We start from the raw sequence: 25,622 nt of genomic DNA, 5'->3' as shown, positions 1-25,622 counted from the left end.
TTGGATAACCTGCGTCAGCTTTCGTCGCTGAGTTTCAGCTCGACCATCAATTCATCGGCCAGGGTTTCCAGGCGCTCCTGCAGGGTGTCCAGTGACAAGGTCAGGGGCACTCCGAGAATCGCCTCGGCATGAAATAACAATTCGCTGCTCATCGGCGCGGGTCGAACATGGGTAACCAGCCGCTCGACGTTCACCCCCTGCTCGCTCAACAGGCGCGTGATGTCGCGCACGATGCCGGGACGGTCATTGCCCACCAGTTCCATGGCGATGGGTTTCCAGGTGCAGGATTCTTCGATCGCATTCTCGGCAATCAGCACACGAATGCCATGGGCCGCCAGCCCATGCAAAGCCTCGATCAGTTCTTCATGAGATTCAGCCGGGGCGCTGAGGCGCAGGATCCCGGCGAATTGCCCGGCGAGGTGCGACATACGGCTTTCCAGCCAGTTGCCGCCGTGCTCGGCAATACACTCAGCGATGCGCTCGACCTGCCCGGGTTTGTCCGGGGCGAAAACGGTGATGACGAGATGGTCCATGGCGCAGCCCTTCTGTTGATGGAACGGACAGTATAGGCAAGGCGGAAAATCCACACGGTCGCGCTACCTTGCCACAGGCATATGTGTACGAATCTTAGATTTATCTGGAACAATCCAACAGTTTTTTGAGAACATCCGATTCCGCGCCGTGACTGTAGTGCTTTAGTCGGTCGCGGAACGACGCAATTAGTCTGATTTTCACAACCGTAACTGATCATGTAGTATGCCGCAGCGGGCACTACATAACCGCAATGCCTAATGTTGCACCGATGTCTGCCCAGGCCAGTCGCATCCCTGAAAGCCCCGTCAGCAAGGCTTAACCCAGCCGCCAGCAATGGCATGTACTGGTCCAGGGGTTTGTGGTTTAAATGTCCCGAGGCTTCATTGTCCAAATCGAAGAGCTGAAAAGCGCAATAGCTGAGCAGAGTGAGGCAAGCAATGACTGAACACGTTCAAGTCGGTGGCCTGCAGGTCGCCAAAGTCCTGTTCGACTTCGTGAATAACGAAGCCATTCCCGGAACCGGCCTCACCGCCGAGGCATTCTGGGCCGGCGCCGACAAGGTCATCCATGACCTGGCACCGAAGAACAAAGCCCTACTCGCCAAACGCGACGATTTCCAGGCGCAGATCGATGCCTGGCACCAGGCTCGTGCCGGCCAGGCCCACGACGCCGTGGCTTACAAAGCCTTCCTGCAAGACATTGGTTACCTGCTGCCAGAAGCGGCGGATTTCCAGGCCACGACCCAGAATGTCGATGACGAAATTGCCCGCATGGCCGGCCCGCAGCTGGTGGTGCCGGTGATGAATGCCCGTTTCGCCCTCAACGCCTCGAACGCCCGCTGGGGTTCGCTGTACGACGCGCTGTACGGCACCGATGCGATCAGCGAAGCCGATGGCGCGGAGAAAGGCAAAGGCTACAACAAGGTCCGCGGCGACAAGGTCATCGCCTTCGCCCGCGCCTTTCTCGACGAAGCAGCCCCGTTGGCGGCCGGCTCCCACGTCGATTCCATTGCCTACAAGATCATCGACGGCAAGCTCGTCGTGACTCTCAAGGGCGGCAGCAACAGCGGCCTGCGCGACGATGCCCAACTGATCGGTTTCCAGGGCGATACGTCGGCGCCGAGCGCCGTGCTGCTCAAGCACAACGGCCTGCACTTCGAAATCCAGATCGATGCCAGCACTCCGGTCGGGCAGACCGACGCCGCCGGCGTCAAAGACATCCTGATGGAAGCCGCGCTGACCACCATCATGGATTGCGAAGACTCGGTCGCTGCCGTCGATGCCGATGACAAGGTGGTGATCTACCGTAACTGGCTCGGCTTGATGAAAGGCGATCTGTCGGAAGAAGTCGCCAAGGGCGGCCAGACGTTTACCCGGACCATGAACCCTGACCGCGTCTACACCGCCGCGGACGGGTCGAGCGTGACGCTGCACGGCCGTTCGCTTTTGTTCGTGCGCAACGTCGGTCACCTGATGACCATTGACGCGATTCTGGACAAGGACGGCAATGAAGTGCCGGAAGGCATCCTCGACGGGCTGATCACCAGCCTGGCCGCGATCCACAACCTCAACGGCAACACCTCGCGCCGCAACAGCCGCACCGGCTCGGTCTATATCGTCAAGCCGAAGATGCATGGCCCGGAAGAAGCGGCGTTCACCAACGAGCTGTTCGGCCGCGTCGAAGACGTGCTGAACCTGCCGCGCAACACGCTGAAAGTCGGAATCATGGATGAGGAGCGCCGTACCACGGTCAACCTCAAGGCGTGTATCAAGGCGGCCAGCGAGCGCGTGGTGTTCATCAATACCGGTTTCCTCGACCGCACCGGCGACGAAATCCACACGTCCATGGAAGCCGGCCCGATGGTCCGCAAGGCCGACATGAAGGCCGAGAAGTGGATCGCTGCGTACGAAAACTGGAACGTCGACATCGGTTTGAGCACCGGTCTGCAAGGCCGCGCGCAAATCGGCAAGGGCATGTGGGCCATGCCGGACCTGATGGCCGCGATGCTCGAGCAGAAAATCGCCCACCCGATGGCGGGCGCCAACACCGCATGGGTCCCATCGCCAACCGCTGCCGCCCTGCACGCGTTGCACTATCACAAGGTCGATGTATTCGCCCGCCAGGCCGAGCTGGCCAAGCGTGCCCGCGCTTCGGTGGACGACATCCTGACCATCCCGCTGGCGGTCAACCCGAACTGGACGCCCGAGCAGATCAAGCATGAACTGGACAACAATGCCCAGGGCATCCTCGGCTACGTGGTGCGCTGGATCGACCAGGGCGTGGGCTGCTCCAAGGTGCCGGACATCAACGACATCGGCCTGATGGAGGACCGTGCAACGCTGCGTATCTCCAGCCAGCACATCGCCAACTGGCTGCGCCATGGCATCGTCACCCGGGACCAGGTGATGGAAAGCCTCAAGCGCATGGCACCGGTGGTCGACCGCCAGAACGCCAGCGACCCGCTGTATCGCCCGCTGGCGCCAGACTTCGACAGCAACATCGCCTTCCAGGCGGCGGTCGAACTGGTGATCGAAGGGACCAGGCAACCAAATGGCTATACCGAGCCGGTGCTGCACCGTCGTCGTCGCGAGTTCAAGGCAGCCAATGGGTTGTGATTGAGCGGTAATCGCGGCAAATAAAAAGCCCTGATCGAAAGATCAGGGCTTTTTTTGCTTCTGTGTGAGCGAGCTTGCTCGCGATAGCGGTGTGACAGTCAATAAGGCGGTGAGTGTCAGTCCGCATCGCGAGCAAGCTCGCTTGTATGTTTAGACTTGAAGGGGTGGGCGGGACTAAAAGCTCGATTCCGACTCTAGCCAGTACGGACCGTGGGAGACTTCTCGTCCCGCCCTTTCTACCTAAAGCGCCGATAAGGAATTCATCGGTAAACCGACGATAGAAGCAAGCCAGCGCTACGGTAGACCCCGACAAGCATCTAAACCCTAGCTCCGAGGATTCGAGATGACAATCCTTACCTCCCCAGCGGTTATCGGTATTGATGTCGCCAAGGCTGAAATCGTGGCTTATCGCGAAGATCTAAAAAGCATTCAGATTGTTGATAACGACCGTAAGGCCCTTGTTCGTTGGCTCGAAACGTTGCCAGCGCAAAGTTTGATTGCACTAGAAGCCACCAGCTTTTATCACCTGGACACGGCTGAACTGGCTCATGGGATGGGGCACAGGGTTTACGTTGTGGATGCCTATCGGGTGGCCCACTACCGCGAAAGCATTGGACAGCGGGCCAAAACCGATCCTTGCGATGCACGTTTGCTGGCGCGCTATCTGACAAACGAACAGCAACGGCTACGCGTCTGGACCCCACCTCCGCAGGCCTACAAAGTATTAAAGAGCCTGCTACGCAAGCGCGCAGAACTCATCAAAGCGCGCGTCAGCCTCATGCTGAGTTGGTCGGGCGAACCGCTTCTGAAGGATATCCTGACCGAGCAACTGGAGGCCTTCAAGCAAAGCGATCGGGCCATCCAGAAGCTATTGCGCGAGGCCAGCCAAGAGGCGGGAATTACTGAAAACATCAACCGCTGCAAAGCCATTGAGGGCGTGGGTGAACTGACGGCAACAGGTCTGGCGACAGCCTTCATGCGAGGTGACTTCGCCAGCGGCGATGCGTTTATTGCCTTTTTAGGGATGGACCTGAGGCCAAAGGATTCCGGAAAAAAACACAGCCCCAGGCACCTAAGCAAGAAAGGAGATGGCGAACTGCGACGCTTGGCGCACACCGCGGCAATGGCGGCTAGCCGGTCTCCTGTCTGGAAACCTTACTACGAGTCCTGCTTGGCAAGAGGTTTCGCCAGAACCCAAGCCCTGGTGAGCCTCGCCCGTAAATTGTGCCGGGTGGCATTCGCCCTGATGAAAAACCAGAGCGAATATCGCCCTAATTCTATGCTGCAGGGTTCCCCTGCAACATAGAATCTCCCACATTTGAATTGCGCCGGTCCTCGGCACACCTCAGAGATCCATCCCCAGCTCATGCTTGACCAGCCCCAGCAGCTTGTCGGTGTCGATCGGCTTTAACAGGAAATCCACCACACTGAGATGCATCGCCTCGATGGCGTCCTTCACGTCGGCATCGCCCGACACAATGATGATCGGCAGCGCCGCCCGCTCCGACTCGCGTACCAGGCGCACCAGCTCCAGGCCATCGACATTGCCCATGCGCAGGTCGGTGATCAGCAGGCCGATGGCGGGCTTGGTTTCCAGCATCCTGAGTGCGGTTTCACCACTGGCGGCGGTCATGCAGCGTATGCCGTCCAATGCCAGGATTTCCGACAGCAGCTCACGGGCGTCCTTGTCGTCATCGACTATCAGGACTCGCTGCGGCGGCAGGTCGGGTTCCAGCATGACGGCACTCAGCGCCTCGCGCTCGGCGTCACTCAAAATATCGTGGTCGGACATGATGCTCTCTACGTTCTCGAATCGATCCCCTGGCACAGTGGTCAGACATCGTTCTGCGGCGCTTCAATGTGCACTTCGTCGGATTTTTTTCCAAGTACATTCCAGGAAGAATTTTCCGACGCAAGGCCTGGGAGTTTTCCTTGGATTCGCTCCCATTGCCGCGACCTAGACTTACGTCCAATGGGCACCCTGCGCTCAGGGGCCGACCATGGGGAACAGATCCGACCACAACAATTCGAAAAAGACTGCGTAATGGTTATGAAAAAAGCGGACGCCTTCATCCAGGCAGGGAAAACCGCGGTGTTGCAGAACATCCAGGGAACGTTGCAGTTTCTCCAGCGTTTCCCCCCGTTCAACCAGATGGAAAATGCCCACCTGGCCTACCTGGTCGAACAGTGCCTGCTGCGTTTTTATGCCCCGGGCGAAACCATTATCAAGCCGGCCGACGGTCCGGTTGAGCACTTCTACATCGTCAAGCAAGGCCGGGTAGTGGGCGAGCGACCGCACTCGGCCAAGGGCGGCACCGAGACCACCTTCGAGATCACCACCGGCGAGTGCTTCCCCCTCGCGGCCCTGTTGGGTGAGCGCGCGACCCGCACCGAGCACCGGGCCGGCGAGGACACTTTCTGCCTGCAGTTGAACAAACTGGCCTTCATCAAGCTGTTCGCCCTGTCCGGGCCGTTTCGCGATTTCGCCTTGCGCGGCGTCAGCAGCCTGCTCGATCAGGTCAACCAGCAAGTGCAGCAGAAATCCGCACAGACCCTGGGCACGCAATATTCCCTCAATACCCGCCTGGGCGAGCTGGCAATGCGTCACCCGGTCAGTTGCAGCCCCGAAACGCCGTTGCGCGAAGCCGTCAAGCTGATGCATGAGCAGCAAGTCGGCAGCATCGTGGTGGTGGACGAACACAAGGCGCCGGTCGGGATCTTCACCCTGCGCGATCTGCGTCAGGTCGTGGCCGACGGTACCGGGGATTTTTCCGGGGCGATCACCATGCACATGACCCAGGCACCGTTTTTCCTGTCGCCTGACCACAGCGCCTTCGATGCGGCCATCGCCATGACCGAGCGCCACATTGCCCACGTCTGCCTGGTCAAGGACCAGCGCTTGTGTGGCGTGGTCTCGGAGCGGGACCTGTTTTCCCTGCAGCGCGTCGACCTGGTGCACCTGGCCCGGACGATCCGCAACGCCCCCAGGATCGAGAACCTGGTGACCTTGCGCGGCGAGATCGGTCAACTGGTGGAACGCATGCTGGCCCATGGCGCGTCATCGACCCAGATCACCCACATCATCACCCTGCTCAACGACCATACCGTATGCCGGGTTATCGAGCTGACCCTCGCCGAGAAGGGCGACCCGGGCGTTGCGTTCAGCTGGCTGTGCTTTGGCAGCGAAGGCCGCCGCGAGCAGACCCTGCACACCGACCAGGACAACGGTATCCTGTTCGAAGCCCGGGACGCTGCCCATGCGGCGCAGATTCGTGGTCTGCTGCTGCCCATCGCCCAGCAGATCAACCAGAGCCTGGCCTTGTGCGGCTTCACGTTGTGCAAGGGCAATATCATGGCCGGCAACCCCGAATTGTGCCTGTCCCGCGCCGAATGGGCACGCCGCTTCGCGGCCTTTGTCCGTGAGGCGACGCCCGAGAACCTGCTGGGTTCGAGTATCTATTTCGATTTGCGGGTGGTGTGGGGCGACGAGCAAGGCTGCGAGCAGTTGCGCCGGCAGATCCTCGATCAGGTGGCCGACAATCGTCTGTTCCAACGCATGCTGGCCGAGAACGCGCTTCGCCATCGCCCGCCCGTTGGCCGCTTCAGGGATTTTGTGTTGAGCCGCAAGAACGGCGAGAAGGCGACGCTCGACCTCAAAGTACAAGGCCTGACCCCGTTCGTCGACGGCGCCCGCCTGCTCGCGCTGGCCAACGGCATCGAGGCCAACAATACTCTGGAGCGCTTGCGGCAACTGGTCGTCAAGGAGGTGATCGAGCCGCTGGACGGCGCGGCTTATGAAGAGGCCTATCACTTCATCCAGCAGACACGCATGCAACAGCATCAACTGCAAACGCGGGAGAACCAGCCCTATTCCAACCGCGTCGACCCGGACAGCCTCAACCACTTGGACCGGCGCATCCTGCGTGAATCCCTGCGCCAGGCCCAACGCCTGCAGAGCAGCCTGACCGTGAGGTACCAGCTGTGAGTCTGTTTTCCTGGTTGCGCCCGGTCCAGCCGATGCTCTCGGACGCATTGCAGCAGCGCCTGAACAATCTGCCCGCCGCCGCGCCATTGACGGAGCGCAGCCTGCGGGAGCAACGGTGGGTGGTGGTCGACCTGGAAACCACCGGCCTCAACCTGAACAAGGATCAGGTGCTGTCCATCGGTGCGGTCGTCATTGAAGACGGCGCCATCGACTTCAGCCAGCAGTTCGAGCGGACCTTGCAATGCGACAAGCAGAAGCTCGGGCCCAGCGTACTGATCCATGGCCTGGCACCGAGCGCCATCGCTGCCGGCAGCGACCCGGCCGAAGCGCTGGTGGCGTTCATGGAGTTCGTCGGCGATAGCCCATTGCTGGCGTTCCATGCGCCGTTCGATTCGCACATGCTCGGACGCGCCATGAAAGACTATCTGGGCTGCCGACTGCTGCATCCGTTCCTGGACGTGGCTGACCTGGCCCCGATGCTTTGCCCGCAAGCCAATCTGCGCAAGTCAGGCCTGGACGAGTGGATCGACTGGTTCAAGCTGCAAGTCTTCGAGCGCCACAACGCCAGCGCCGACGCCCTCGCCACTGCGGAACTGGCGCTGATCCTGTTCAGCCGCGCCCGCCAGCAGGACATCCACAGCGCGCTCGACCTGCAACAGCGCCTGGGGCAGTGGAAACGGCGGCAGCAGGCGCCTTCGTTTTAATTAAAGCAACAAGGATTTTGTGGGAGCGAGCCTGCTCGCGAAGGCAGTTTGTCAGCCAACATCAACGTATCGGACGGACCGTTTTCGCGAGCAGGCTCGCTCCCACAGGAGTGCACAGTTTTATCCCGACCAGCGCCAATTGCTTTCCAGCCCCCGCCTCTGCCACAATCGCGAACAATTCTCGTTACTTAATGCGTCGGTGATGCTCCGTGTCGTCAGTTCCTACTCCTAACGGTGATCTGGTTGGTGCGTTGTACCGCGACCATCGCGGCTGGCTATTGGCATGGCTACAGCGCAACGTGGCATGTCCACAGCGGGCGGAAGACCTGAGCCAGGACACCTTCGTGCGGCTGCTGGGGCGTGACGGGTTGCAGCCACCGCGCGAGCCCCGGGCGTTTCTGCTGGCGATCGCCAAAGGCCTGCTGTTTGATTATTTCCGCAGGGCCGCGCTGGAGCAGGCTTACCTGACCGAACTGATGCTGATTCCCGAGGCTGAGCAACCTTCGGTAGAGGAGCAGCAGATGATCCTCGAAGACCTCAGGAACATCGACCGTCTGCTTGGCAAACTGTCGAGCAAGGCGCGCGCGGCCTTCCTCTATAACCGCCTCGACGGCCTCGGCCACGCTGAAATCGCCGAGCGCCTGGGGGTTTCGGTGCCGCGGGTGCGCCAATACCTGGCCCAAGGCGTGCGGCAGTGCTACATCGCCCTTTACGGTGAGCCGACATGACCCTGGCCTCTTCCAAGCCAGTCTCGGCGCGGGTGTTGGACGCGGCCATCGCCTGGCAATTGTCCCTGGACTCAGGCAATGGCAGCCCTCAGGAGCGTGAAGCCTTCGCTCAATGGCACGCCGCCGATGAGGAGCATGCACGCGCCTGGCAGCAACTGGGCATGCTCGACCAGCGTTTCAGCGTCGCCAGCGGCCCGGCGCGTGCGGCGCTGCTGCAATCGCGGGTCAGCATCCGGCGGCGGGTACGCAAGATCGGCAGCGGCCTGGCCAGCGTCGTCGCGGTCATCGGCCTGGCGCTGTTCGCTGGCGAGCGTTACCTGCCGCTGGATTATTGGCTGGCCGACCAGCGCACCGCCACCGGTGAACAGCGCACGTTGCGCCTGGCCGACGGCACGCTGATCAACCTCAACACTCACAGCGCGTTGGATGTGCGTTTCGACGACAAGCAGCGGCGCGTCATCCTGCAGGAAGGCGAGATCCTGGTGGAAACCGGCCACAACGATCCGCGCCCGTTCATCGTCGAGACGCGTGAGGGCAGCATGCGCGCCTTGGGCACACGGTTTCTGGTCAGGCTTGAGGACCAAGGCACGCGCCTGAGCGTATTGAAATCCGCCGTGGCCGCGCATCCGCAAGCGACCGCCGAGGAGCAGATTCTGCGCGAAGGCCAGCAGGTGCTGATGCGCCGCGACGGCCTCGGTCCAACCTTGGCCCTGAGCCCCGGCGCCGATGCCTGGACTCGCGGCATGCTGGTGGTGGACAACGCGCGACTCGAAGACCTGGTCCGTGAGTTGGCGCGCTATCGGCGCGGCTACCTGGGCGTCGAGCCCAAGGTGGCGGACCTGCGCATTACCGGCAGTTTCCCGCTGCATGACACCAACCTGGCGTTGACCGCTTTGCTGCCGACCTTGCCGGTGCAGGTCGAGCATCACGCGCGCTGGTGGGTGGTGGTGGCGCCGCGGGTCGAGGCCAAGCGCTAGAAGATGTTGCGTCTCTGAGGACGCCTTCGCGAGCAGGCTCGCTCCCACCAGGTAATGCAAACCCCTGTGGGAGCGAGCCTGCTCGCGAAGAAGCCAGTTGCGTCACCACCCAACCGCTCGCAATCTGAATCTAAATTATTTTCATCCACCCCTATCACTTTTCGGTTTTCATCCGGCACACAGGCAATTGAGAAATATTTCCATTCAGGAGCCGCCGTATGTCCCGCCCGCTAGACACCCTGTTGCGTCCCAGCCTGTTGGCCGTCGCCATCGCCTTCGCCACCCCGCTGGCCAGCGGTCCGCTGCTGGCCGCCGAGCAGGCGTCCAGCGTGCGCGCCTACAACCTCCCCGCCGCGCCATTGGCCAGCACCTTGAACCAGATCGCCAGCCAGGCCGGCCTTGCCCTGAGCCTGAACCCGGCGCTGGCTTCGGGTAAAACCTCGGCGCCGGTCCAAGGCCAGTTCGACGCCACCGGTGCGTTGCGTGAAGCCTTGCGCGGCACCGGCCTGCAACTGGAGCAAAGCAGCGCCGGCACCTACAGCCTGGTGGCCATGCCAGAGGGCGTCATGGTGCTACCGGAAACCAGCGTGATCGGCGCCGGCGTCAGCGAAACCGCCTGGGGCCCGACCGAAGGCTATGCGGTCACCCGCACCGCCGCCGGCACCAAGACCGACACGCCGATCGTCGAACTGCCGCGCTCGGTCTCGGTGGTCACGCGCCAGCAGATGGACGACCGCTCCGTGCTCAACCTCAACGATGCCCTGCGCTACACCGCCGGCGTGCAGAGCAGCGGCTACGGTTCGGACTCGCGGAACGACTGGCTGCTGGTGCGCGGCTTCGTGCCGACCCAGTTCCTCGATGGCCTGCCGCTGCCCAAGGGCAACTACATTACCCCGAAGATCGAGCCGTGGAACCTTGAGCGCATCGCCGTGCTTCGAGGCCCGGCGTCGTCGGTCTACGGCCAGACGCCACCCGGCGGCATGCTCGACATGGTCAGTCGTCGCCCGCAAGCCGAGAGCAGCAATGAAGTGGAGTTGCAGGCAGGCAGCCACGAGCACAAGCAGATCAACTTCGACAGCACCGGCAAGGTCGACGACGAAGGCCAGTTCCTCTACCGGCTCAGCGGTACCGTGCGCGACAGTAACTCCCAGATCGATCACATCCCGGACAAGCGCTACAACATCGCCCCGAGCCTGACCTGGAACATCAACGACGACACCCGCCTGACATTCCTGTCGCAATACACCCGCGATGACACCGGCATCACCGGGCAATTCCTGCCCCTGCAAGGCACCAAGCTGTCGTCGCCGGCGGGCAAGATTTCCCATCACAAGAACCTCGGTGACCCGGATTGGGAATTCTACGACCGCACCTACTACGCGCTCGGTTATGCCTTTGAACACCGCCTGAACGACACCTGGCAGTTCCGCCAGAACCTGCGCTACACCAAGAGCGACCTGGAAACCCAGGGCATCTCCGCCGGCGGTCAGTTCTCGCCGGATGGCCCGGACCAATCGGTGGACGCCGACGGCAACGTCAAGCGCAGCGCCAGCGTGATCGACGAAGACATCAGCCAGTTCGCCGTGGACAACAACTTCCAGGCTGACTTCCAGACGGGTGATCTGAGCCACACCTTGTTGCTGGGCCTGGATCACCAGCGCTCGAACAGCAATTCGCGTTGGGATTGGGGTTCGACTGGCGTGCCGACCAGCAATATCAACAACCCGACCTACGGACAGGATTTTTCCAACGTCCAGTACTTCACGATGTATGACTACAACCAGAAGACCAACCAGACCGGCCTGTACTTCCAGGACCAGATTGCCCTGGACAAGTGGCGCCTGACCCTTGGTGGTCGTGAAGACTGGATTCACACCGGCACCGTGTTCCACAACCAGAACAATGTCACCAACACCCAGCGCGACAAGAAATTCAGCGGCAACGCGGCGTTGAGCTACGTCTTCGATAACGGTGTGACGCCCTACGTTTCCTTCGCCCAGTCATTCCAGGCGGCGGCAGGCTCAACCGTCAACAGCACCGAAGCGTTCAAGCCGACGGAAGGCGAACAGTACGAGGCGGGTATCAAGTACCAGCCACCCGGCACCAAGACCTTGTTGACGGCTGCGGTGTTCGACCTGACCCAGAAAAACAACTCCGTCACCGAAAACAACGTCACCCGCCAGGTCGGTGAAGTCCAGGTGCGCGGTCTTGAGCTGGAAGCCTCGGGCGACGTTACCGACAACCTGAAGCTGGTCGGTTCCTACACCTACAACGACAGCGAAATCACCAAGGGCACCGCGGCCGAAGAAGGCAAGCGCATGGCCCAGGTTCCGCGTAACCAGGCCACCGCATGGGCTGACTACACCTGGCACAACGGCTCGCTGGACGGGTTCGGCGTGGGTGCCGGCGTGCGTTATGTCGGCGACACCTACGGCAACACCACCAACACCGATTGGGGGCATGTCGGCTCCTATACGGTGTATGACGCCTCGGCCCATTACGACCTGGGCCGTTTGAACAAGACCCTCAAGGGCGTCACCGTGGCGGTGGACGCGAAAAACATCTTCAACAAGGAATACCTGTCCACCTGTGACGGCTTCTATTGCTACTACGGAGACCAACGCAACGTCGTCGCCAGCGTGAATTACAAATGGTAAACGGTTAGCATTTGCAAAACCTTTTAGAAGGTCGCCTGTCGCTGAGCTCGATCAGCTGAATGAAATCCCTGTGGGAGCGAGCCTGCTCGCGAAAGCGCAGTGCCAGACGACGTCAATGCTGACTGTCGCGCCGCCTTCGCGAGCAGGCTCGCTCCCACCGGTTTCGCAGCTTGACTGACCGCTTCAGCCATCGTGGCCCTTTTGCATTCGGATCGATCATGAAAAGCAAAACCATTCGCCGCTGGTCCTTTGTCCACACCTGGAGCAGCCTGATCTGTACGGTGTTCCTGCTGATGCTGGCAATCACCGGGCTGCCGCTGATTTTCCATCATGAAATCGAGCATCTGTTGGGCGATGCCCCGCAGCTGCGGGAAATGCCGGCCGGCACGCCGCCGTTGGATCTTCAACAACTGGTGGAAAAAGCCAAGGCTCATCGTCCGGGTGAAGTGGTCCAGTATTTCGGCTGGGACGAAGACGACCCCAACGGCGTGATCACCATCATGGCGCCGACACCGGGCACCGAACCCAATTCATCCCATACCTTCATGCTCGACGCGCGCACCGGCGAAGCCCTGGAAATGCCTTCGGCCAACGGCGGTTTCATGATGATCATGCTGCGCCTGCATGTGGACATGTTCGCCGGGCTGCCGGGCAAGTTGGTGCTGGCGTTCATGGGGTTTCTGTTCGTGAATGCCATCGTCTCCGGCGTGGTGCTGTACTTGCCGTTCATGCGGCGCTTGAACTTCGGCACGGTGCGCCAGGACAAATCCACCCGCCTGCGCTGGCTCGACCTGCACAACCTGATCGGCGTCGTCACCCTGGTCTGGGCGCTGACCGTGGGCGTGACCGGCGTGATTGCCGCCTGCGCCGACCTGATCATCGCCGCGTGGCGCAACGACAGCCTCAGCGCGATGGTCGAGCCGTACCGCAACGCCCCGCCACTGACGCAACTGGCACCGGCGACCCGCCTGCTCGACATTGCCAAGGAAGTCGCGCCGGGCATGGAGCCCAGCTTCATCGCCTTCCCCGGCACGCTGTTTTCCAGCGAGCATCACTACAGCGTGTTCATGAAGGGCGACACCCACCTGACCTCGCACCTGCTCACTCCGGTATTGATCGACGCCAGCACCCTGGACGTCACCGCCGTGGCCGAGCGGCCGTGGTACATGGACGTGATGAGCCTGTCCCTGCCGCTGCATTTCGGCGACTACGGTGGCCGGCCAATGCAGATTTTCTGGGCAACCCTGGATGTGCTGACGATCATCGTCCTGGGCAGTGGCGTTTATCTGTGGGTGGTGCGACGTAAAGCCGCCAAGCGCGCGACTGTCGGCGCGGAGGTTGCCCCGTGAGGCCTCGGCAGTCGAATTTCTGGAAGGTGTTTGGCATTCCCGTGGTGATCGGCGCATTGAGCGCGGCGGGGCTGTTCAGCGCATTGCTCGGTGACGGCGCCTGGGATGCGCTGAGCTGGGTTGGATTGGGAATCCCGACCGTGCTTGGGGCATGGGGCTTGATCAAACGCGGATAACCCCAGCGCGGCAAAGAACCTGTGGGAGCGAGCTTGCTCGCGATAGCGGAAGTTCAGTTGCATTGATGTTGACTGACACGCCGCCATCGCGAGCAAGCTCGCTCCCACAGTGGAATACACCTATCGATTCGTTACTCGCCAGCAGACCCGCAACTGTCTAGGCTAAGCCCAGCCCGCCCAATCGAGGATGTTCTGCATGTCCACCCCCAGCATGACCCTGTTCCAGAACCCCGCTTCGCCCTTCGTCCGCAAGGTCCTGGTGCTGCTGCACGAAACCGGACAGCAGGATCGCGTCGCCTTGCAGCTCAGCCAACTCACGCCGGTCAAGCCGGACCAAGCACTGATCCATGACAATCCGTTGAGCAAGATTCCGGCCCTGCGCCTGGCCAACGGGACGGTGATCCACGACAGCCGCGTCATCCTCGACTACCTCGACCACCAACACGTCGGCAACCCGCTGATCCCGCGCGAGGGCGCCGCGCGCTGGCGGCGCCTGACCCTGGCCTCCATGGCCGACGGGATCATGGACGCGGCGGTGATGATCCGCTACGAGACAGCCCTGCGTCCTGTGGAAAAACACTGGGACGAATGGCTCGATGCGCAGCGGGACAAGATTCGTCGCGCCCTCGCCACGCTCGAATCCGAGGCGATTGCAGAACTGGCCAGCCATTTCGACGTCGCGTCCATCAGCGTGGCCTGCGCCTTGGGTTACCTGGACCTGCGCCATGCCGACCTGGAATGGCGCGAGAACAATCCGCAGCTGGCGGCGTGGTTTTCCGAGGTCAGTTTGCGGCCTTCGATGGCCGAGACGGTGCCCCGGGTCTAAAACTGTCTTGGCTCACCGGCCTCTTCGTCGGAACGCCGCCCGGAGCAGGCTCGCTCCCACATTTGATTGTGTTGCGCTCTTGTGGGAGCGAGCCTGCTCGCGAAGGCCGCGCACCGGATCCAAAGGAAACAACCCGACAATTCGCATCACCAGCATATCCCCCACCCGCTGGTCCTCCCGCAACCCCAACGACCGGCTCATTTCACCTCTCCCAGATCAAAACTCATCGCAGCCGCCGGCTTCGCGCCCACTCCGTACCAATCCAGCTTGCGGGTCAGCACCATGAACACGCCCAGCAGGCCGAACAGCAGCAGCGAGCCCATCAACAGCGCGTAGTCTTCGGCGCTCAACAGGCCATAAAGCAGTCCGTACAAACCCGCCAACCCCGCTGAAAATCCCAGGCCGTGGCTCACGCTGCGCAGCACATGGCAGACGTAGAAGCCAATCAGCACCACACAGGCACTGGCCGATACCAGGTACGCCAGGGTGAAGCCGATGTGCTCCGACAGCGACAACAGCAGCAGGTAGAAGAACGCCAGCGCCACGCCGACCAATGCGTACTGGACCGGGTGCACCGCGAGGCTCTTGAGCACTTCGAAGAGGAAGAACCCGGCGAAGGTCAGCGCGATGAACAGCAGCGCATATTTGATCGCCCGGTCGCTCTTCAGGTACTGGTCCACCGGATCGACGAAACTTACACCGAACGCACGACTGCGGAACGCTTCGCAACCATCGCTGGGATCGCAGGCTTGCAGCGTTTCCAAAAGGTTGGTGGAGAAAAACGAGGTCTGCCAGTCGGCATTGAAGCCCTGCTCATTGATCTCGCGATTGACCGGCAGGTAATTGCCGATGAAGCTCGGGTGCGGCCAATCGGCGGACAGGTGCACCTTGGTGGACTTGCCCACCGGCAGGATCTGCAGCTCGCCGGTGCCTTGCAGGCGCAGGTCGAAACCGAAGGTCAGTTCGGGGCTGCCCTGGGCGGTGATCATCGGCAACGGCACGTGTACGCCCTGCCCCAGCCAGCCAAGCCGCGAACCGGGAAGGAAATCGACCGTCTGCTGGTTCAGCGTCAGGGTCAACGCATTCTCGATGCCACGAATATCGCTGATGCCGACGCTCAGGTACGGCTCGTCAAAGCGGTAGTCGGCGAAATCCTTCGGGGCGACGCCATAACGTTCCGGCACTTTGAAGCGGCCATCGATCCGGTTGTCGGCATGAAACAAGCGCGCTTCGTAGATGCCCCGGGCACGTGTTTCGGTGCGGATCTGGCCGTCGAGCTCAAATTGCTCCGGGAGGAAATACAACTCGCCCGTTTGCTCGACGGTTTCGAGGAAGCGCACGCCGGTCTTCTCGTTGGTATTCCAGACCTTCACGTCCTTGCGAAACGGCACCACGATCATCGGGCCGATCAACTGCTGGCTGTGGCTGGAACTGCGGGCGATGTCCTGCAACACCCCATCGCGCAGCTCCTGGCGCTCATCGATAAGGCCGTTGATCATCAACAGCGGGATCATCAGCAAGAGAATCAAGAGGGCGATCATGCCCAGTTTTATGGCGAGGCTGCGGTTCATGTGGGGCTCTCCCTGTTCGAATGAGGGAGAGTCTGGCGCGGCTGTGTGGGCGGTTTATGAGGGGAATGTGGAGATTGTGTGGAGACAGGCCCGACGGCAACTGAACTGTGGGAGCGAGCCTGCTCGCGATAGCGGACTGTCTGGGCGACGATGTTGGATGTGCCACTGTCTTCGCGAGCAAGCTCGCTCCCACAAGTGCCTGCTTTTTCAGATGGATTTTGTGGTGTCAGGGCAACCGCAGCACCACTTCCACCCCACCCTCGACATTACCGATGCCAAATTCCCCCCCATGCAACTGCACCACTTCCTCGACAAAGTTGAGCCCCAGGCCTGTGCTCTTGCGCCCGGTGCCAGGGCGCGGCAAGGAATAGAACCGCTCGCTCAGGCGCGGTAGTGCGTAGTCGGGAATCGGCTCGGCCTGGTTGAAAAGACGGATCTCGACGCGGCTGCCCAGGCGCTCGGCTCTGATGCGCAACAGGCCTTCGACAGGGGTGAAGTCCAAGGCATTTTCCAGCAAGTTGCCCAGGGCCTGGCGCAACAGGAAGGCCTCCCCGGTCAGCGTCAGATCAGCGGCGATGCATCGCTCTATGCGCAATTGACGACTTTCGATCCAGCCGCCGCGAGCCTCCAGCAATTCATCGACCAACGCCGCCAACGGCACCGCGACAATATCCTCCAACCCCTGGCGCTGCTCGACCTGGGCCAGGTTGAGCAGGCGCTCGATCAATTGCTGCATGCGCACGCTTTCGCTGTCGATGTTGCCGACGAAGCGCTGGTGCTGGGCGGCGGGCATGTCGCTCTGCAGCAGCTCGGCGGCGCCGCGAATAGCGGCCAGCGGGCTCTTCAGTTCATGAGTCAAGGTGTGCACATAACGCTCGACGTAGGCCTTGCCTTCGAGCTGGGTGCGCATGTGTTCGACGGCGCCCGCCAGTTGCTCGAATTCGCCGCCGCGATAATGCGGCACTTCCACCCGCCGGCCCTGGCTGACCGCCTGGGCATAACGAGTCAAACGGCGCAAAGCCGCGCTGAGCCACCAGGACAGCAAGGCGCCCAGCAACAGGCCCAGGCCGATCAACCCGGCACCGTACGCCAGCAGGCGCCGCTCCGTGCGGTCGATGTAAGGTTGCAACGAGCTGTTGGGCTTGGCCACCGTGACCACGCCGATGATCCTTCCGTTGTCCCGGATCGGGGCCCCGACATGCATCACCGAAGATGCCGGGTCGCTCGGATCGTTGCGGGTCGAACGAGCGCCGTAATGGCCGCGCAGGGTCAGGTAGACGTCGTTCCACCGCGAATAATCCTGGCCCACCGCCACGCCACTGGAATCGAGCACGACGATGCCATTGGCATCGGTGACGTAGATGCGATGGTTGACCTGGTTTTTTGGCAATCCCCAGATCGTCGCCGCCGGCTGGCGTTCGCCATAGGACCTGAGCAATTGCGGCCAGCGGTTCTGGCTGAGCGTCCCGGCCTTGAAATCGTCCCGCAGGATCTCGGCCATCAGGTTGGCCGTGTCCACCAGGGTTTCCTCGGTGGACTGGCGCACACCGGGACGGATCTCCTCCATCACCGTGTTAAGCACGAAATACCCGGCCAGGCCGATGAACAGCACGTAGGCCAGGAAAATCCGGATACCCAGCGACATCAGCTGTGGCCCGGGCTGTAGCTGTAGCCAAGGCCCCGGTGGGTCTGGATCGGTTCGGCCTCGGCCCGGACCAGGCGCAACTTGGCGCGCAGGCTCTTGATGTGGCTGTCGATGCTGCGCTCGTAGCCGGCATCGCTGGCCACGCCCAGGGCATCGAGCAATTGCTCGCGACTGAAGACCCGCTCAGGCTGCTCCAGCAGGCAGTTCAACAGGCGAAACTCATGACGAGTGAGGTTCAACGGCTTGCCGCGATAGCTGATCTGCACGCGCTCGCTGTCCACTTGGAACAACGCCGAACCCGCTTCCGCGAAAGGCCGCGGCGCCACGCGCTTGAGAATCGCGCGAACCCTGGCGGCAACTTCGCGGGGGCTGAAGGGCTTGACCACGTAATCATCGGCGCCGATCTCCAGGCCCACCACCCGGTCGATCTCGCCATCCCGGGCCGTAAGAAAAATTACCGGAACGTCGCTGAAACGTCTGAGATTCTTACACGTCTCGAAACCGCTGATATCCGGCAGGCCCACGTCGAGAATAATCAGGTCCGCCGGAGTCTTCTGCTGATGCTCCAGGGCCGCGGCTCCCAGGCTCAACCAAGTGGTGTCAAAGCCCTCGCCCTGCAGCGCAAACACCAGCGTATCAGCGATGGCGGCTTCGTCTTCGACAATCAGAATATGAGGCATGGCGACCGGGCCCGACAGTAAAGTTGCCGGAACGGTGCCCCAAGCCTCGGGGCACGTCAATCGGGGAAATCAACAGTCCGGTTTATCCACCGTAAACCGCCGCGCCGGGTTCACCGCCGCGTCGAACTCACGCAAGGCCTTGGCACCGATCAGCAGCGGGTAGTTGAAACTGCTGCGGTCGGTCAGGTTGACCTCGACAGTGCGCTTGACGTTACCCAGGCACATTTCCAGTTCCACCACCGGACGCTTGCTGGGGGCGACCTTTTCGTCGTCGTCCTCGTCCTCTTCGGAACGGGTCTTGATCTTGCTGATGCGGGCGATCTTGTGTTCGTAGATCTTGTTGCTCGCGTCCTTGGTCGCCAGGCGGAAACGTACCCAGTCATCGCCGTCACGGGTGAACGTCTCGATGTCCTTGGCCGACAGCGAGGCGGTCAATGCGCCGGTGTCCATCTTGGCCTTGAGCACTTCGCCACCGATTTCCGGCAGCGCGATGTATTCGTAGCGCCCATAGAGGGTCGGTTCGGCGGCGAGCACGGGGAGGGCCACCAGGGAAAGCAGGGCTAAAACGGATTTCATGTAAGGGGCTTCCGTTGTGGGAGTGGGATTTTAGACAGTGGCCGATGAATTCGTTCGGTTGCCTTCGAGACCAAGGGTTGAGACAAAATCCAGCAAAGCACTCCATTGTGGCGAGGGGATTTATCCCCGTTGGGTTGCGAAGCAATCCCAAAAACAGCCAACCCGAATTATCTGGTACACCGAGATGTAAGTCCTCAGGGGGCGCTTCGCACCCAGCGGGGATAAATCCCCTCGCCACAAAAAGCCGACCCAGTTTAGCCAAGCCCAAGTGAAACTTTCGTCCAGGCCGATTTGGCCTGCCGCTCGAAGCTGCTTATCATGGCCCGCCCAACCCGTTTGCAAGAGTCATCTATGCGCCGCCTGCTCACCGGCTGTTTCGTCACCCTGCTGCTATTGCTCAATACCCTGGTGCTGTTCGGGCCGCTGATGGTGTTCGCATTGCTCAAGCTGGTCCTGCCCAGGCGTCTTCGCGACTACGCCTCGTGGGCGGTGATGTGGATTGCCGAGACCTGGGCCGAGATCGACAAGCTGATATTTGCCTGGTGCATCCCCACCCGCTGGGACATTCGCGGCGGTGAAGGCCTGCGCAGCGACACCTCGTACCTGGTGATCAGCAATCACCAGTCATGGGTGGATATCCCCGCCCTGGTCCAGACCCTCAACCGACGCACGCCGTTCTTCAAATTCTTTCTCAAGAAAGAGCTGATCTGGGTGCCGTTCCTGGGGCTGGCGTGGTGGGCATTGGATTACCCTTTCATGAAGCGCTACACCAAGGCGTTCCTGGCAAAGAATCCGGAGCTGGCCGGCAAGGATCTGGAAATCACCAAGGCCGCCTGCGAGCTGTTCAAGCGTCAGCCAGTCACCGTGGTGAATTATCTCGAAGGCACGCGCTTCACCGCCGCCAAAAGCCAACAGCAGCAATCGCCGTTCAGTCATCTGCTCAAGCCCAAGGCCGGTGGCGTGGCGTTTGTGCTGGCGGCAATGGGCGAGCAGCTGGATGCGATCCTCGACGTGACGGTGGTTTATCCGCAGCAGCGCATCCCCGGGTTCTGGGACTTGATCAGCGGCGCGGTGCCCAGGGTCATCGTCGACATCCAGACCCGCGAACTGGACCCGGCGCTGTGGCAAGGCGATTACGAAAACGACCCAGTGTTTCGCCAGCATGTGCAGGACTGGGTCAACCAGCTCTGGCATGAAAAGGACCAGCGCATTGCTCAGCTGCGCAACGAGAGCGCCTGATCAGATACCGGCGCCGGCGCCCCAGATACCGCCCAGGTTCTGCAACAGCGAACTGGCGACGCCCTGTTGGCCGAGGTACTGCAAGATGATCGGGGCAAACTTGCCGATCATGCCGCTGTCCATGCCCAGCGCGCTGAAGGCATTGTTCAGGTCGCCGGTGTCCTTGACGTTACCGAGCAAGCCGTCGAGCAAGGCGTTTTTGTCCGACCCGCCGCCCAGCAAGCCACCCAAGCCGTTAAGGCCACCGATGGCACTGTTCCCGGCGATCTGATCGAGCCCCGGCACACTTTTGCTCAGCTCGGCGAACTGCGCCTCGCCGAGCTGGTTCCTGGCCAGTCCGAGCATCGCCCCGGCACCGCCCACGGCTTGCTCCGGCGTGATCTGGAGTTCCGAGCCGAGGGTATTGAGCAACCCGGCGGCTTTCGGCGCAGCCGCTACCGCCCCCTCCTGCTGGTTGCCCTGAATGGCCGAGATCACGCTTGTCGCATCGGCGAGGCTGAACTGTGCGAAGGCCGGGCCAGCTGCCAACGAGAGCAGGCAAGACAGTGCAAAACCGCGTGAAACCTTCATCGGGACATCCTCTGGAACATGAAAAAGCCGCCCGGAAAGGGGCGGCGCAAAGTCGAGCGTTGGACTGGGATAGCCGGGGTTTGTTCAACACCGCGCTTGCCGCGTGCAGCAATACCTGCCATCGAATACAGTGCAGCCTTCTTTCAGCAGAGTAACGCCATGAACGTACAAATCGGTGGAGGCGCCCTCGCGGTCATTCTGACGGGCATGCTCATCGCCTTCGGCGTCAGCGAGTGCCAGCGCGGCCCGTTGAATCCGGAACTTGCCGACGACGTCAGCGAAGCGCAAAAGACCTGGCTGACCATCGAGCACCGCATCAAGCGTTATGATCCTGCCCTGACGCAGGTCACGCGAGACCAGCAGGCCCTGAGCGTTTTCTACCGCCCCGCCACGCCCATCGAGGCGGGCGAGGATTGGGCGCCGGACATGCTGCGCGTCGTCGGCCACGGCCTGGCGGCGCTGAATGGCGCGCCAGGAGGAAAGGTGTATACCCAAGTGACCGTGAAAGCGCGAATGCTTGCCGATGATGACGTCGAACTGATGTATGACATGCCGGGGTTCGATGCCATCAAGACCCAACAGGATGGCTACTTCAACTTCGCCAGCATGCCGCGCAGCCTGTCATTCAGTCCGGCCGCCCTGGCGCAGATCAAGAACGATTGCCGTGGCATGAACGCGCAGGCGTTCTATTCGCAATTTTGCCAGCGGGTCGGCGAGGCCATAACGAGCCAACCCTGAACGCGGCCATGCCGCATGCTCCGTTTTTTTTGATGCAGTACTGTCAACTCTGACAGTAGGCAGCAGTTCAACCCGGTCCTAAGCTCGGATCGTCGAAGGTAAAGACCTTGGCAGATACCGTTCCTTTGCGCTGAAAACAGCCCGGACGTCGTGTTCGAAATAAAGGAATTTTCTCTAGAAAAAGGAATTTACAATGAAATATTCCAGCCTAGCCCTGAGCTGCATTCTTCTGTCCAGCATCGGTTTGATCAGTTGCACTGATGTCAAAACCCCGTCCAAGAGCCCAGAGATAAAACACGGTACCTCGCAGATGCCGCCGTCTCGCCAGTACTATTGCTGGGATCAGCAGGACTTCAACAATGGCAGCGCAAACATCAAGAACGCTGCGTGCCGGGAAGCCTTTACAGCGGCAGGCGACGCCGACTGGGAACGCGCCCGTCTGTTCAACGACTGGAACGCCTACTCGCAAAACATCCCCGAAGGCACCAAGCCGGAAGACGTCGCTCCCGATGGGAAACTCTGTTCCGCCGGTCAAGATCGCTTCGACAGTATCAACCTCAAAAGCGCTGCCTGGCACACCACTGATCTGGACGTGAAGGACGGCCGCGTGCAGCTCACTTATGTGGCCAGCCAGATGCATGATCCCAGCGAATTCGAGGTTTACCTGACCGACCCGGACAACCTCAGCTGGGCCGCGCTGAAGCAGTCTCCTGACGTCAAGGTGAGACTTGCCCCGGACACGAAAGGACCGGGCACCTATTACCTGGACGTTCAATTACCAGCAGGCTATGTCACGGACAGCAAGTCAGTGATCTTCATTATGTGGCAACGCCATGAAGACCCTGCCCGCGAGACATTCTTCAGTTGCAGCGATGTGGTGCTGGTGAACGCGAAAGGTTAGCGATTGATTGTTTGCTTCGCTCATCTCACCTAATGGTCGACTCCATGCCGAAGAATCAGGGCCCGCTACTCTGCCACTACCACTACGATCCGCTGGACCGCTTGGCCGACTGCATGGTAGCGGACCAGGTCGGCATCCGACGCTTCTACCGAAAGACCGGCTGAGCACCGAGATTCAGGGGCCGGTCCAACATTCGGTCGTGCAGCACGACGATCAGTTGCTGGCCCAGCAGCAGCGGAAAAATGAAATCAGCACAACCACCTTGCTCGCCACCGATCATCAGCGTTCGGTTTTACAAACGTTCGATGCAGCACAACCTCAGCGCCTTGCCTACACGGCCATGGCCATCGTCCTCAGGAAGTTGGCCCTCCAAGCCTGCTCGGCTTCAACGGCGAACGAGCGGATCCGGTGACCGGACACTATCTGCTGGGCAATGGTTATCGGGCGTTCAATCCGGTGTTGATGCGGTTCAATAGTCCGGACAGTTTGAGTCCGTTTGGGGCGGGGGGTTGAACGTCTACGCGTATTGCGCCGGGACCCGCTAAACAGGACAGACAAAACTGGACACGCACCGGGATTTTTTGCGTGGGTAATGAAGTCGAACTACCTGCCAAGTTAAGAGGAAAGATCAGAAAGAAAGACGGTGATGCTGCATGCTTTCCACCGTCAGCAAATAAAAAGGGCGACATCAAGTCGCCCTTTTCTTCAAACCAACTTACGCCGCACTGAACAACTTATGCGGATCAATCACAAACTTCTTCGGCACACCGGCATCGAACTCGCCATAACCCTTCGGCGCGTCATCCAGGCTGATGACCTGCACGCCAACGATTTCAGCAATATTGATGCGGTCCCACATGATCGCCTGCATCAGCTGGCGGTTGTACTTCATCACCGGGGTCTGGCCGGTGTGGAAGCTGTGGGATTTGGCCCAGCCCAGGCCGAAGCGAATGCTCAGGCTGCCCATTTTTGCGGCGGCATCAACTGCGCCCGGGTCTTCGGTGACATAGAGGCCGGGAATACCGATCTTGCCGGCCACGCGGACCACGCCCATCAATGAGTTGAGCACGGTGGCCGGGGCTTCGTGCTTGACGCCGTCATGGCCGTGGCCGCGGGCTTCGAAGCCCACGCAATCGACTGCGCAGTCCACTTCTGGTTCGCCCAGCAGCGCGGCGATTTGTTCGTGCAGCGGGGTGTCTGTGGACAGGTCGACGATTTCAAAGCCTTGGGCCTTGGCGTGAGCCAGGCGGATGGAGTTGACGTCGCCGATGATCACTACCGCAGCACCCAGCAGGCGGGCGGAAGCGGCAGCCGCGAGGCCAACCGGGCCGGCGCCGGCGATGTAGACGGTGCTGCCAGGGCCGACGCCAGCGGTGACTGCGCCGTGGTAGCCGGTCGGCAGGATGTCGGACAGGCAGGTCAGGTCGCGGATTTTCTCCATGGCCTTGTCGCGGTCCGGCAGTTTCAGCAGGTTGAAGTCGGCGTACGGCACCAGCACGTATTCGGCCTGGCCGCCGGTCCAGTCGCCCATGTCGACATAACCGTAGGCACCGCCGGCACGGGCCGGGTTGACCGTCAGGCAGACACCGGTGTGTTGCTCCTTGCAGGAACGGCAGCGCCCGCACGCAACGTTGAATGGCACCGAGACCAGGTCACCGATTTTCAGGTTTTCGACGTCGCTGCCCTTTTCGATCACTTCACCGGTGATCTCGTGACCCAGGACCAGGCCGGTCTGGGCAGTGGTACGGCCGCGCACCATGTGTTGGTCGGAGCCGCAGATGTTGGTGGAGACTACGCGCAGGATGACGCCGTGCTCGATCTTCCTGCCGCGCGGGTCCTGCATTTTGGGATAGTCGATTTTCTGTACTTCGACCTTGCCGTTGCCGAGATACACGACACCACGATTACCAGACATGCTTTCACCTCGCTATTGTTTTTGTGGAACTGCGTTGCCCAGGCAGGCAGCGCGTTGATTGCTCGGGTAGTGCTTGTGTCTTGTTTCTTCTGTTGTCTGTGAGGGCCTCATCGCGAGCAAGCTCGCTCCCACAAGGATTTTGGGTGTAACTAAATTTGTATACCGGCACAAATCCTGTGGGAGCGAGCTTGCTCGCGATGACGGTCTAGAGAACGACCGTGCGATTGGCGTTCAGGAACACCCTTCGCTCAATGTGATACCCCACCGCGCGGGCCAAGGTGAGCCCTTCAATGTCGCGTCCCTTGGCGATCAGGTCTTCGGGATAGTGGCTGTGGTCCACCACTTCCACGCCCTGGGCGATGATCGGACCTTCGTCCAGGTCGTTGTTGATGTAATGCGCCGTGGCGCCCACCAGTTTCACGCCTTTGTTATAGGCCTGGTGATACGGCTTGGCGCCCTTGAAGCCCGGCAGCAATGAGTGATGGATGTTGATGGCCTTGCCGTCGAGCTTGCGGCACAGTTCCGGCGACAGCACTTGCATGTAGCGGGCAAGAATCACCAGCTCGGCGCCGGTCTCCTCGATCACCTGCCACACCTGCCGCTCCTGGGCCGGCTTGTCGTTCGGATCCAGGGGGAAATGGTAGTAGGGAATCTGGTGCCAGTCGGCGAGCGGCTTGAGGTCTGGGTGATTGGAGACCACGGCCACCACGTCCATCGACAACTGGCCGATGCGCTGGCGGTAGAGCAAGTCGTTGAGACAGTGATCGGCCTTGGAGACCATGATCACCACTTTCGGCCGGTAGTTCGGCGGGGTCAGTTCGAAGACCATGCCGAAGGCTTGCGCCCGCTCGGCCAGGCCGGCGCGGAAGCTCTGCTCGTCGAAACCGTCAGGCTGGCGAAACTCCACGCGAATGAAGAAGCGCGCCGAGAGCCGGTCGTCGAAGGAATGGTGCTCGGTGACGTAGCAGCCCTGCTCGAACAGAAAGCGGGTCACCGCATCCACCGTGCCGAGCACGCTGGGGCAGTCGGCAGTCAGTATCCATGTATCTGGGGCGCGGCTCATTGCGGTGACTCCTGTTTGTTATGGACAAATCCCCCGCTAAGCACAGAACCCTGTGGCGAGGGGATTCATCCCCGCTGGGCTGCGAAGCAGCCCCTAGACCTGCAACTTCAGAGTGTCAGGTTGATGACATCAAGCTTTTGGGGCTGCTGCGCAGCCCAGCGGGGATAAATCCC

At 61.1% G+C, this 25,622-nt stretch carries 22 protein-coding genes and 1 pseudogene; 14 read left to right on the top strand and 9 right to left on the bottom strand.

Annotation, left to right across the window (positions count from 1 at the left end; all coding sequences use genetic code 11):
- Positions 1–14: 14 nt before the first annotated feature.
- Positions 15–533, bottom strand: coding sequence for a glycine cleavage system protein R (locus J3P84_RS02760; RefSeq protein ID WP_434571355.1), 519 nt, complete (start codon positions 531–533; stop codon positions 15–17).
- Between the two features lie 438 nt (positions 534–971).
- Here J3P84_RS02760 and J3P84_RS02755 point away from each other — a divergent pair, with 438 nt between their 5' ends.
- Positions 972–3,149 carry a malate synthase G gene (locus J3P84_RS02755; protein ID WP_434627620.1) on the top strand — a complete coding sequence of 726 codons (2,178 nt, stop codon included), beginning with the start codon at positions 972–974 and terminating at the stop codon, positions 3,147–3,149.
- A gap of 343 nt (positions 3,150–3,492) precedes the next feature.
- On the top strand, positions 3,493–4,455 hold the full coding sequence (locus tag J3P84_RS02750; RefSeq protein WP_434624197.1) for an IS110 family transposase: 963 nt from the start codon (positions 3,493–3,495) through the stop codon (positions 4,453–4,455).
- A gap of 39 nt (positions 4,456–4,494) precedes the next feature.
- On the opposite strand, the gene J3P84_RS02745 is transcribed toward J3P84_RS02750, so the two are convergent.
- The gene (locus tag J3P84_RS02745; RefSeq protein ID WP_434571351.1) at positions 4,495–4,941 is read right to left on the bottom strand and encodes a response regulator; all 447 of its coding nucleotides are present in this window, start codon (positions 4,939–4,941) and stop codon (positions 4,495–4,497) included.
- Between the two features lie 252 nt (positions 4,942–5,193).
- Here J3P84_RS02745 and J3P84_RS02740 point away from each other — a divergent pair, with 252 nt between their 5' ends.
- The 8 genes from J3P84_RS02740 to J3P84_RS02705 all read left to right on the top strand — a co-directional run bounded on the left by J3P84_RS02740 (position 5,194) and on the right by J3P84_RS02705 (position 14,551).
- A complete protein-coding gene (locus tag J3P84_RS02740; protein WP_434627617.1) occupies positions 5,194–7,134 on the top strand; it encodes a putative nucleotidyltransferase substrate binding domain-containing protein in 1,941 nt (646 codons plus the stop codon).
- Entirely contained in the window at positions 7,131–7,838 is a 708-nt protein-coding gene (locus J3P84_RS02735) for a 3'-5' exonuclease (RefSeq protein WP_434627614.1), read from the top strand. Before J3P84_RS02740 ends, J3P84_RS02735 begins: the two co-directional genes overlap by 4 nt.
- Positions 7,839–8,047: 209 nt before the next feature.
- Positions 8,048–8,566 (top strand): RNA polymerase sigma factor, encoded by a 519-nt coding sequence (locus J3P84_RS02730; RefSeq protein ID WP_434602040.1) that lies wholly within the window; start codon positions 8,048–8,050, stop codon positions 8,564–8,566.
- Positions 8,563–9,543 carry a FecR domain-containing protein gene (locus tag J3P84_RS02725; RefSeq protein WP_434627611.1) on the top strand — a complete coding sequence of 327 codons (981 nt, stop codon included), beginning with the start codon at positions 8,563–8,565 and terminating at the stop codon, positions 9,541–9,543. Before J3P84_RS02730 ends, J3P84_RS02725 begins: the two co-directional genes overlap by 4 nt.
- A gap of 218 nt (positions 9,544–9,761) precedes the next feature.
- The gene (locus tag J3P84_RS02720; RefSeq protein ID WP_434627608.1) at positions 9,762–12,200 is read left to right on the top strand and encodes a TonB-dependent siderophore receptor; all 2,439 of its coding nucleotides are present in this window, start codon (positions 9,762–9,764) and stop codon (positions 12,198–12,200) included.
- Between the two features lie 218 nt (positions 12,201–12,418).
- Positions 12,419–13,549: a PepSY-associated TM helix domain-containing protein gene (locus J3P84_RS02715; RefSeq protein ID WP_434627605.1), complete on the top strand. Its 1,131-nt coding sequence runs from the start codon at positions 12,419–12,421 to the stop codon at positions 13,547–13,549.
- Positions 13,546–13,725, top strand: a complete 180-nt coding sequence (locus tag J3P84_RS02710; protein WP_434571341.1) for a hypothetical protein — start codon at positions 13,546–13,548, stop codon at positions 13,723–13,725. The genes J3P84_RS02715 and J3P84_RS02710 overlap by 4 nt, the downstream gene beginning before the upstream one ends.
- A 196-nt stretch (positions 13,726–13,921) precedes the next feature.
- Complete coding sequence (locus tag J3P84_RS02705) at positions 13,922–14,551, top strand: glutathione S-transferase family protein (RefSeq protein ID WP_434627602.1); 630 nt, start codon at positions 13,922–13,924, stop codon at positions 14,549–14,551.
- Positions 14,552–14,748: 197 nt separating this feature from the next.
- Here the strand turns inward: J3P84_RS02705 and creD are convergent, their stop codons facing one another.
- The 4 genes from creD to J3P84_RS02685 form a co-directional block, all read right to left on the bottom strand.
- Positions 14,749–16,122, bottom strand: coding sequence for a cell envelope integrity protein CreD (gene creD, locus J3P84_RS02700; protein ID WP_434602048.1), 1,374 nt, complete (start codon positions 16,120–16,122; stop codon positions 14,749–14,751).
- Between the two features lie 226 nt (positions 16,123–16,348).
- The gene (gene creC, locus J3P84_RS02695) at positions 16,349–17,767 is read right to left on the bottom strand and encodes a two-component system sensor histidine kinase CreC (RefSeq protein ID WP_434627599.1); all 1,419 of its coding nucleotides are present in this window, start codon (positions 17,765–17,767) and stop codon (positions 16,349–16,351) included.
- Entirely contained in the window at positions 17,767–18,447 is a 681-nt protein-coding gene (creB, locus tag J3P84_RS02690; RefSeq protein ID WP_305498327.1) for a two-component system response regulator CreB, read from the bottom strand. The genes creC and creB overlap by 1 nt, the downstream gene beginning before the upstream one ends.
- Positions 18,448–18,516: 69 nt before the next feature.
- Positions 18,517–19,023 carry an ATP-dependent zinc protease family protein gene (locus tag J3P84_RS02685; protein WP_434627595.1) on the bottom strand — a complete coding sequence of 169 codons (507 nt, stop codon included), beginning with the start codon at positions 19,021–19,023 and terminating at the stop codon, positions 18,517–18,519.
- A gap of 351 nt (positions 19,024–19,374) precedes the next feature.
- Here J3P84_RS02685 and J3P84_RS02680 point away from each other — a divergent pair, with 351 nt between their 5' ends.
- Positions 19,375–20,262: an acyltransferase gene (locus J3P84_RS02680; RefSeq protein ID WP_434627592.1), complete on the top strand. Its 888-nt coding sequence runs from the start codon at positions 19,375–19,377 to the stop codon at positions 20,260–20,262.
- Here J3P84_RS02680 and J3P84_RS02675 read toward each other — a convergent pair whose 3' ends face one another.
- On the bottom strand, positions 20,263–20,832 hold the full coding sequence (locus tag J3P84_RS02675; protein WP_434627589.1) for a DUF2780 domain-containing protein: 570 nt from the start codon (positions 20,830–20,832) through the stop codon (positions 20,263–20,265). It abuts the gene before it with no gap.
- Positions 20,833–20,991: 159 nt separating this feature from the next.
- On the opposite strand from J3P84_RS02675, the gene J3P84_RS02670 reads away from it, so the two are divergent.
- The 3 genes and pseudogenes from J3P84_RS02670 to J3P84_RS02660 form a co-directional block, all read left to right on the top strand.
- Complete coding sequence (locus J3P84_RS02670) at positions 20,992–21,570, top strand: hypothetical protein (protein WP_434627586.1); 579 nt, start codon at positions 20,992–20,994, stop codon at positions 21,568–21,570.
- A gap of 193 nt (positions 21,571–21,763) precedes the next feature.
- Entirely contained in the window at positions 21,764–22,471 is a 708-nt protein-coding gene (locus tag J3P84_RS02665; RefSeq protein WP_434627583.1) for a lytic polysaccharide monooxygenase auxiliary activity family 9 protein, read from the top strand.
- Positions 22,472–22,515: 44 nt separating this feature from the next.
- A pseudogene (locus tag J3P84_RS02660) lies at positions 22,516–23,060 on the top strand (RHS repeat-associated core domain-containing protein); the annotation flags it as partial.
- Between the two features lie 126 nt (positions 23,061–23,186).
- Here the strand turns inward: J3P84_RS02660 and fdhA are convergent.
- Together fdhA and purU are read right to left on the bottom strand one after the other, a co-directional pair.
- A complete protein-coding gene (gene fdhA, locus J3P84_RS02655) occupies positions 23,187–24,386 on the bottom strand; it encodes a formaldehyde dehydrogenase, glutathione-independent (RefSeq protein WP_003177608.1) in 1,200 nt (399 codons plus the stop codon).
- 205 nt (positions 24,387–24,591) lie between these two features.
- On the bottom strand, positions 24,592–25,449 hold the full coding sequence (gene purU / locus J3P84_RS02650; RefSeq protein WP_434571318.1) for a formyltetrahydrofolate deformylase: 858 nt from the start codon (positions 25,447–25,449) through the stop codon (positions 24,592–24,594).
- Positions 25,450–25,622: the final 173 nt, after the last annotated feature.

This window comes from Pseudomonas sp. Z1-29 (genome assembly GCF_051131995.1).
Taxonomy (GTDB): domain Bacteria; phylum Pseudomonadota; class Gammaproteobacteria; order Pseudomonadales; family Pseudomonadaceae; genus Aquipseudomonas.
This window is presented reverse-complemented; position numbering and strand designations above follow the sequence as displayed.